Annotated in this window: 7 protein-coding genes, 1 tRNA gene and 1 pseudogene; 5 read left to right on the forward strand and 4 right to left on the reverse strand. The window is 72.2% G+C overall.

Annotated elements, in window-relative coordinates; genetic code table 11:
• Positions 1 to 870: pseudogene (locus tag B2U11_RS00415) on the forward strand (homoserine dehydrogenase); the annotation flags it as partial.
• Positions 871 to 874: 4 nt separating this feature from the next.
• Complete coding sequence (gene thrB / locus B2U11_RS00420) at positions 875 to 1,819, forward strand: homoserine kinase (RefSeq protein WP_292068990.1); 945 nt, start codon at positions 875 to 877, stop codon at positions 1,817 to 1,819.
• A 16-nt stretch (positions 1,820 to 1,835) separates the two neighbouring features.
• Here the strand turns inward: thrB and B2U11_RS00425 are convergent, their stop codons facing one another.
• Genes B2U11_RS00425 through tsaD form a run of 3 tightly spaced genes read right to left on the reverse strand, consistent with a single transcriptional unit; the run spans position 1,836 to position 4,380 of the window.
• A complete protein-coding gene (locus B2U11_RS00425) occupies positions 1,836 to 2,219 on the reverse strand; it encodes a Rieske (2Fe-2S) protein (protein WP_292068991.1) in 384 nt (127 codons plus the stop codon).
• Positions 2,216 to 3,214 (reverse strand): NAD(P)H-dependent glycerol-3-phosphate dehydrogenase, encoded by a 999-nt coding sequence (locus B2U11_RS00430; RefSeq protein WP_292068992.1) that lies wholly within the window; start codon positions 3,212 to 3,214, stop codon positions 2,216 to 2,218. The genes B2U11_RS00425 and B2U11_RS00430 overlap by 4 nt, the downstream gene beginning before the upstream one ends.
• 26 nt (positions 3,215 to 3,240) lie before the next feature.
• Entirely contained in the window at positions 3,241 to 4,380 is a 1,140-nt protein-coding gene (tsaD, locus tag B2U11_RS00435) for a tRNA (adenosine(37)-N6)-threonylcarbamoyltransferase complex transferase subunit TsaD (protein ID WP_292069011.1), read from the reverse strand.
• 46 nt (positions 4,381 to 4,426) lie between these two features.
• On the opposite strand from tsaD, the gene hemC reads away from it, so the two are divergent.
• The 3 genes from hemC (at position 4,427) to B2U11_RS00450 (ending at position 6,211) form a co-directional block, all read left to right on the forward strand.
• Positions 4,427 to 5,401, forward strand: a complete 975-nt coding sequence (hemC, locus tag B2U11_RS00440; protein WP_292068993.1) for a hydroxymethylbilane synthase — start codon at positions 4,427 to 4,429, stop codon at positions 5,399 to 5,401.
• Positions 5,398 to 6,099 carry a uroporphyrinogen-III synthase gene (locus tag B2U11_RS00445; protein WP_292068994.1) on the forward strand — a complete coding sequence of 234 codons (702 nt, stop codon included), beginning with the start codon at positions 5,398 to 5,400 and terminating at the stop codon, positions 6,097 to 6,099. Before hemC ends, B2U11_RS00445 begins: the two co-directional genes overlap by 4 nt.
• A gap of 36 nt (positions 6,100 to 6,135) precedes the next feature.
• Positions 6,136 to 6,211 (forward strand) — tRNA-Thr (locus B2U11_RS00450).
• Positions 6,212 to 6,326: 115 nt separating this feature from the next.
• Here the strand turns inward: B2U11_RS00450 and B2U11_RS00455 are convergent.
• A complete protein-coding gene (locus B2U11_RS00455; RefSeq protein WP_292068997.1) occupies positions 6,327 to 6,575 on the reverse strand; it encodes a helix-turn-helix transcriptional regulator in 249 nt (82 codons plus the stop codon).
• Positions 6,576 to 6,768: the final 193 nt, after the last annotated feature.

Below are 6,768 nucleotides of genomic sequence, written 5' to 3' on the forward strand. Positions count from 1 at the left end.
CGGCTGCTGAACGACCCTCGTTACGACGTGGTCGGCGTGCTGGTGCGCAACCCGAATAAGCCGCGCGACGTGTCCTGTCCGCCCGATCTCTTCACCGCCGACGCCGACGTCCTGTTGTCAAGAAAACCTGACATCGTGCTGGAGGCTCTTTCGGAGGGCGAGGCCGGCCACGCCCTGATCCGCAAGGCGCTGGAGGCCGGCTGCGACGTGGCCAGCGCCAACAAGCAGGCGGTCAGCCGCGACCCGGCCGGCCTGCAGGCCCTGGCCTATCAGAAGGGCCGCCGGGTGTTCTGGTCGGCCTCGGTCGGCGGCGGCTCGCCGATGATCGAGACGGTGCGCGCGGCCCGCGCCGCCGGCGAGGTGGCCGGTTTCGAGGCGGTGCTGAACGGCACGGTCAACTTCATGCTGGAGCGGCTGGGCGACGGCGCCGCCTTCGCCGAGGCCCTGGCCGACGCCCGCTCGGCCGGTTTCGCCGAGGAGGATCCGTCCGCCGATCTGGAAGGGCTGGACGCCGCCGCCAAGGTGCGCCTGCTGGCCTATGAGGCCTTCGGCGTCTCGCCCGACGCCGACGCCGTGCCCCGCGATCACCTGTCGGACCAGACCGAAGCCGCGCCCGGCGTGCGCCAGATCGGCGCCTGCAGCCGCGACGGCGAGGCCCTCAATCCCTCGGTGCGCCTGACGGCCGATCACGGCGATCCCCTGTTCTCCAGCCTGAGCGGCGAGGGCAATGCGCTGAAGGTCTGGAACGCCGACGGCCGGGTATGGCGTTGCCGCGGTCGCGGGGCCGGACGCTGGGCCACCACCGAGAGCATCATGGCCGACCTGGCCGAAATCGTGCGCGCGCGCCGCGCCGACGCCGGCCTGAACTAGGCGGATGGCCGTCTTCACCCCCGTCACGCTCGACCAGGCGCGAGCCTGGCTGTCCGGTTACGAACTGGGCCAGGCGGTCGAACTGGCGCCCATCGCCGAGGGGGTGGAGAACACCAACTATCGGCTGGAGACCGATCGCGGCCGCTTTGTGCTGACCCTGTTCGAGGGGCGGACGGACGAGGCGTCGCTGCCCTTCTGCCTGGGGCTGACGGCCCATCTGGCCGACCGGGGCTTTCCCGCGCCGCGCCCGGTGGCGGATCGGGCGGGCGGCTGGCTGGGCCGGCTGAACGGCCGCGCGGCCGCCGTGATCGAATGGAAGACCGGGGCCTGGCTGCGCCAGCCGTCCCCCGCCGACCAGGCCGCCGCCGGCGCCGTCCTGGCGCGGCTGCACCAGGCGGCCGAGGGCTATGCGGGACGCCGGGCCAATCCGGTCGGCCCGTTGGCCTGGCGCCGTCTGGCCGAACGATGCGCCGGCGCCGCCAAGGGCGAGGACCGGCTGCTGCTGGACCGGGTGGAGGCCGCCCTGGCGCGGCTGGGCGATCCGTTCGCCGACGACCTGCCGACCGGCGCGATCCATGCCGACTATTTCCCCGACAATGTGCTGTTCGAGGACGGCGCCGTGTCGGGCGTCATCGACTTCTATTTCGGCTGCACCGGCGCCCTGGCCTACGACCTGGCCATCGCCCTGTCGGCCTGGGGCTTCGACGGGGAGGGGCGAGCGCTGCCCGACGCCCTGGCCGCCTTCCAGCGCGGCTATGAGGCGGTGCGGCCGCTGAGCGAAGTCGAACGCGCCGCCCTGCCGCGCCTGGGCGAGGCGGCGGCCCTGCGCTTCACCCTGACGCGGCTGCACGACCGAATCTTCCATGACCCGTCCAACCTGGTGACGCCAAAGGATCCGGCGGTCTTCCTGAACCGCCTGGACCACTGGCGCGCCCTGGAGACGGCCTGAAGGCCGGCGCCTGACCTCAGGCCGTGCGGATCACCCCGCCCGAGGCCGCGACGGGCCAGGGGGTCAGTCGGCCGCCGGCGCAGGGACCGCCCCGGCATTCGCCGGTCATCGGCTCGAACACCGCCCCGTGCCAGCCGCACAGGATCAGCGCGGCGTCGGGCGTCAGATAGCGGTCCAGCTCGATCGCCAGGGGAAAGCCCGCGTGGGGGCAGCGGTCGACCCAGCCGGCGACCTGGCCGTCCTTTCGCACCACGAAGCCGTGAAAGAAGGCCTCGCCGATCTGCAGCACGAAGCCGCGCGAGCCCGGATCGGCGATGTCGGCCTCGGCGCACAGAGCGACGCCCGGCGGGGTCTTCCAGACGCGGGGGCGTTCGGCGGGCGCGGCGGGCGCGTCCGTCAAATCCGTTCCGCCTTCAGCGGGCGCGACAGCAGGGCCTCTATGGCGCCGTCCACCGTGGTCTCTCCGGCCAGCAGGGCGGCGGTGATCTCGGCGATCGGCATTTCCACGCCCAGGCGCGCGGCCAGGTCGCGGACGGCGGGCGCGCTCTCGTAGCCCTCGGCGACCGAGCGCTTGCCCGCGAGAGCCTGCTGAACCGTCTGCCCCTGGCCCAGCGCCAGACCCAGGCTCATGTTGCGCGACTGCGGACTGGAGCAGGTCAGGACCAGGTCGCCCAGGCCGCACAGGCCCGCCACCGTCTCGGCCTGACCGCCCAGGGCGACGGCCAGGCGCGTCATTTCGGCGAAGCCGCGCGTGATGACCGCCGCGTGGGCGCTGCGGCCCAGCTGGCGGCCCTCCACGATCCCGCAGGCGATGGCCAGCACGTTCTTCAACGCGCCGCCGGCCTCGGCGCCGATCAGGTCGTCGGCCAGATAGGGGCGGAAGGCCGGGGCCGACAGGGTGTTCAGCAGCGCCTGTCCCAGGTCGGGATCGGCGCAGGCCAGGGTCACGGCCGAAGGCAGGCCGCGCGCCACCTCGGCGGCGAAGCTGGGGCCGGACAGGACGGCGGCGGTCGCCTCGGGAAGGGTCTCGGACAGCACTTCGGTCATCAGCTTCAGGGAACCGCGCTCGATCCCCTTGGAGCACAGGACGATCGGAACCTCGGGCCGGGCGTGAGGAGCGAAGGCCGCCAGGGTGGCGCGCATATGCTGGGCTGGCGGCACGGCCAGGATCAGGTCGCAGTCCGCCAGCCCGGCCATGTCGGACGTGGCGCGGATGGCGGGATCCAGTTCCACGCCGGGCAGGAAGGCCTCGTTGACGCGCCGCGCGGCGATGCTGTCGATCACCTCGCTCTCGCGCGCCTGAAGCGTCACCGCCAGTCCCGCCCGGGCGCAGACCTGGGCCAGGGCCGTGCCCCAGGCGCCCGCGCCGATCACACCCGCCGTGCGGAATTCCATGGGCCCTCCCAAGCCTTTGTTGATGGTCAAGCCTTGGCGCCCTTGCGCCCGGTTCGGTGCGAAGGATCGGACAAGGCGCGCGCTTCGTCCAGCGGCCATCGCGGACGCGCCGCCGCGTCGATGTCGCTGACCAGCCCCAGCGCCACCCGTTCCGCCCCCGCCAGGGCGATCATCGCCGCATTGTCGGTGCAATAGGCCATCGGCGGCGCCAGGAAGCCGAAGCCGTGTCTGGCCGCCGTTTCCTCCAGCACGCGCCGGACGGTCTTGTTGGCGGCCACCCCGCCCGCGACCACGAAGAGTCGGTCAGGATGATGCGCCGCATAGTCGATCATCGCCCGCGCGGAGCGTTCGGCCAGCTGGCGGGCGATGGCGGTCTGGACCGCATCGGCCAGATCGGCCTTGTCCTGCGGGGTCTCGCAGCGCTGGGCGATGCGGAAGGCGGCGGTCTTCAACCCCGAGAAGGAGAAGTCGCAGTCCTTGCGGCCCAAAAGGGCGCGCGGCAGGTCGATCTTCGATCCGTCGCCGCTCGCCGCCAGCCGCTCCAGCGCCGGCCCGCCCGGATAGCCCAGGCCCAAAGCCTTGGCGATCTTGTCGAAGGCCTCGCCCGCCGCGTCGTCGATGGTCGCGCCGATGCGGCTCATGTCGCCCACGCCGCGCACCTCTAGGATCTGGCAATGACCGCCCGACACCAGCAGCAGCAGGAAGGGATAGGCGACCTCGGCGCCCAGCCGGGCGGACACCGCGTGGCCCTCCAGATGGTTCACCGCCACCAGCGGCAGGCCGCGCGCCAGGCTGACCGCCTTGCCGTAGCCCAGACCGACCATGACCCCGCCGACCAGGCCCGGCCCGGCCGTCGCCGCCACCCCGTCCAGCTCTGCGTGGTCCAAGCCCGCCTCGACCATCGCGCGGCGGGCGACGCCGTCGATCATCTCCACATGGCTGCGCGCGGCGATTTCGGGCACCACGCCGCCATAGGCCGCATGGTCGTCGATCTGGCTGTGCACCACCGAGGACAGCACCTCGGCCCGGCCGCCCCGCGCCGACGGATGCAGCCGCACGACCGCCGCGGCGGTCTCGTCGCAGCTGGTCTCCAGGCCCAGCACCGTCAGGGGGCGGACATCCCGTCCGGTTGCCGCTGCGGCGTCGCTGCTATAGTCGGCGGACATCTCCATCGGGTCGAGGTAGCGACCCGGCGACCGGCGCGCAACGATCATGACCCTTCCCCTCCGCATCGGCACCCGCCGCTCCAAGCTGGCGCTGGCCCAGTCCGGCATGATGCAGCGCGCCATCGCCGCCGCCCTGGGCGTGCCCGACGAGGAGGTCGAGGCCGCCGTGCCCCTGGTCGAGATCGTCACCACGGGCGACCGCATCCAGGACCGCCGCCTGCTGGAGCTTGGCGGCAAGGCGCTGTTCACCAAGGAGATCGAGGAGGCGCTGCTGGACGGGCGCGTCGACGTCGCCGTCCATTCGATGAAGGACGTGCCCGCCGAACAGCCCGACGGCCTGTGCATCGCCGCCATCCCGGAGCGCGAGGACGCCCGCGACGCCTTCGTCAGCCGCGACGTCGCCGCCTTCGAGGACCTGCCCATGGGCGCGCGCCTGGGCACCGCCAGCCTGCGCCGCCAGGCCCAGGCCCTGGCGCTGCGCCCCGACCTGAAGATCGAGATGCTGCGCGGCAATCTCGACACCCGCCTGCGCCGCGCGGCCGAGGGCGACTTCGACGCCATCCTGCTGGCGGTTTCGGGGATGAGACGGCTGGGCGTGGACGGAGCGATCCGCCAGATTCTGTCGCCGGACGCCTTCCTGCCGGCGCCGGGGCAGGGAGCCCTGGCCATCCAGACCCGCGTCGCCGACGTCGACGCCGCCTGGGCCGCCGCGCTGAACCACGCCCCCTCCGTCCTGGCGGTCGCCGCCGAACGGGGGGCCATGACCGCGCTGGAGGGCAGTTGCCGCACCGCCGTGGGCGCCCATGCGCGCCTGGTCGACGGCGCGCTTCACCTGACCGCCGAGATGCTGAGCCCGGACGGTTCGGCCCGCTGGCGCCGCGTGGGCGAGATCGCGGCGGGCCAAGACCTGGCGGCGCCCGAGACCCTGTCCGCCGCGCGCGAACTCGGCCTGCGCCTCGGCGCCGAAGTCCACGCCGCCGCCGGCGACCAGGAAGTCGATCCGGCGAGCCTGCCCGGATGACGTCGCGGGCCCCGCGCGTCTGGATCACCCGCGCCGAGCCCGGCGCCGCCCGCACCGCCGCGCGTCTCTTGGCCCTGGGACTTGAGCCGTTGGTCCGTCCTCTGCTGGCGATCGAGGCCCTGGCGCCCGACCTGCCCGATCTCGACGCCTTTTCGGCCCTGGCCTTCACCAGCGTCAACGGCGTGGCCGCCTTCGGCGCCCTGACCCCGCGCCGCGACCGCCCCGTCTTCGCCGTGGGCGACGCCACCGCCCAGGCCGCCCGAGCGGTCGGCTTCGACCGGGTGGACTCCGCCGATGGCGACCTGGCGGCCTTGGGCCGGCGCATCGCCGCGAGCGCGACCGGTCCCGTCCTGGCCGCTGTGGCCGAGACCCCGGCGGGCGACCTGGCCGCCGCCGTGCGTCAGGCGGGCGGCGCGGTCGCGGTCCAGGCCGTGGCGATCTATCGCGCCCGGTCTACAGGGGCCACGCCGCCCGACGCCTTCGACGCCGTCTTGATCCATTCCCCCCGCGCCGGGCGGGCGCTGGCGGACGCGGGCGGGGCGGCGCTGGCCCACGCCGCGATCGCCGCCATCTCCCCCGCCGCCGCCGCGCCCCTGCAGGCCTTGGGCCTGTCGCCCGCCGTGGCCCCCGCCCCGCGCGAGGACGCCCTGCTCGATGTCTTGCAGGCGGCGCTTGGCAAGCGCGATCCACGCGTATAAAGAGCCCCTCTCGCGCGGGCTCGCCCGCCGCACCGGGCCGCTTTAGCTCAGCCGGTAGAGCACCTCATTCGTAATGAGGGGGTCGCGTGTTCGAGTCACGCAAGCGGCACCATTTTCGTCTTTATAAGCAGTGTCTTGCGACGGGCGCGGCTTGGCCGCCGCTCTGGAGTTGGTGACGTGGAAGCACCATGGAAGCATGCGCTTCCATGGTGCTTATCCACCGATTTTTAGGAAGCAGCCTCAGCGGTGTTGGCGAAGGTGGGGCCGTCGAGCCACTCGGCAAGATCGGGCTCGCGGTAACGAACACACGTGCCAAGTTTGATAAAGCGGGGCCCCCGCCCCTTTAGACGTTGGTCTTCTAGCGTCCTGTGGGAAACCTTCAGGATCCGTGCAGCCTCCTTGGTCGTGTAGACCTCCGTCAGAGCCTCCCACGTCGTAGAGCCATTCTCAGCGTTCGCGGTCTTTGATTGCGGCATATCGTTACTCCTTGGTGGAGCCGGACGACGATCGGGTGACCGCCATTCGCTCCCTGCGATGTGCGGCAAACCATTTACACCACGACTTCCAGAAATAGTCTGGGAAATGAGCGGAAACTTTATCTAAAATATTCAGCGCCTTAACGGCGAGTGAACTGGACTGTCTAGTTCTCGTGACGTGACCCCCTGAAAC

It is taken from the genome of Brevundimonas sp. UBA7534, assembly GCF_002479325.1.
Classification (GTDB): Bacteria; Pseudomonadota; Alphaproteobacteria; order Caulobacterales; family Caulobacteraceae; genus Brevundimonas.

Coding starts and splice junctions, on each gene's coding strand:
- B2U11_RS00430 (WP_292068992.1), bottom strand. CDS start 3,214: ATGGAATTCCGCACGGCGGGTGTGATCGGCGCGGGCGCCTGGGGCACG.
- B2U11_RS00455 (WP_292068997.1), bottom strand. CDS start 6,575: ATGCCGCAATCAAAGACCGCGAACGCTGAGAATGGCTCTACGACGTGG.
- hemC (WP_292068993.1), top strand. CDS start 4,427: ATGACCCTTCCCCTCCGCATCGGCACCCGCCGCTCCAAGCTGGCGCTG.
- thrB (WP_292068990.1), top strand. CDS start 875: ATGGCCGTCTTCACCCCCGTCACGCTCGACCAGGCGCGAGCCTGGCTG.
- B2U11_RS00445 (WP_292068994.1), top strand. CDS start 5,398: ATGACGTCGCGGGCCCCGCGCGTCTGGATCACCCGCGCCGAGCCCGGC.
- tsaD (WP_292069011.1), bottom strand. CDS start 4,380: ATGTCCGCCGACTATAGCAGCGACGCCGCAGCGGCAACCGGACGGGAT.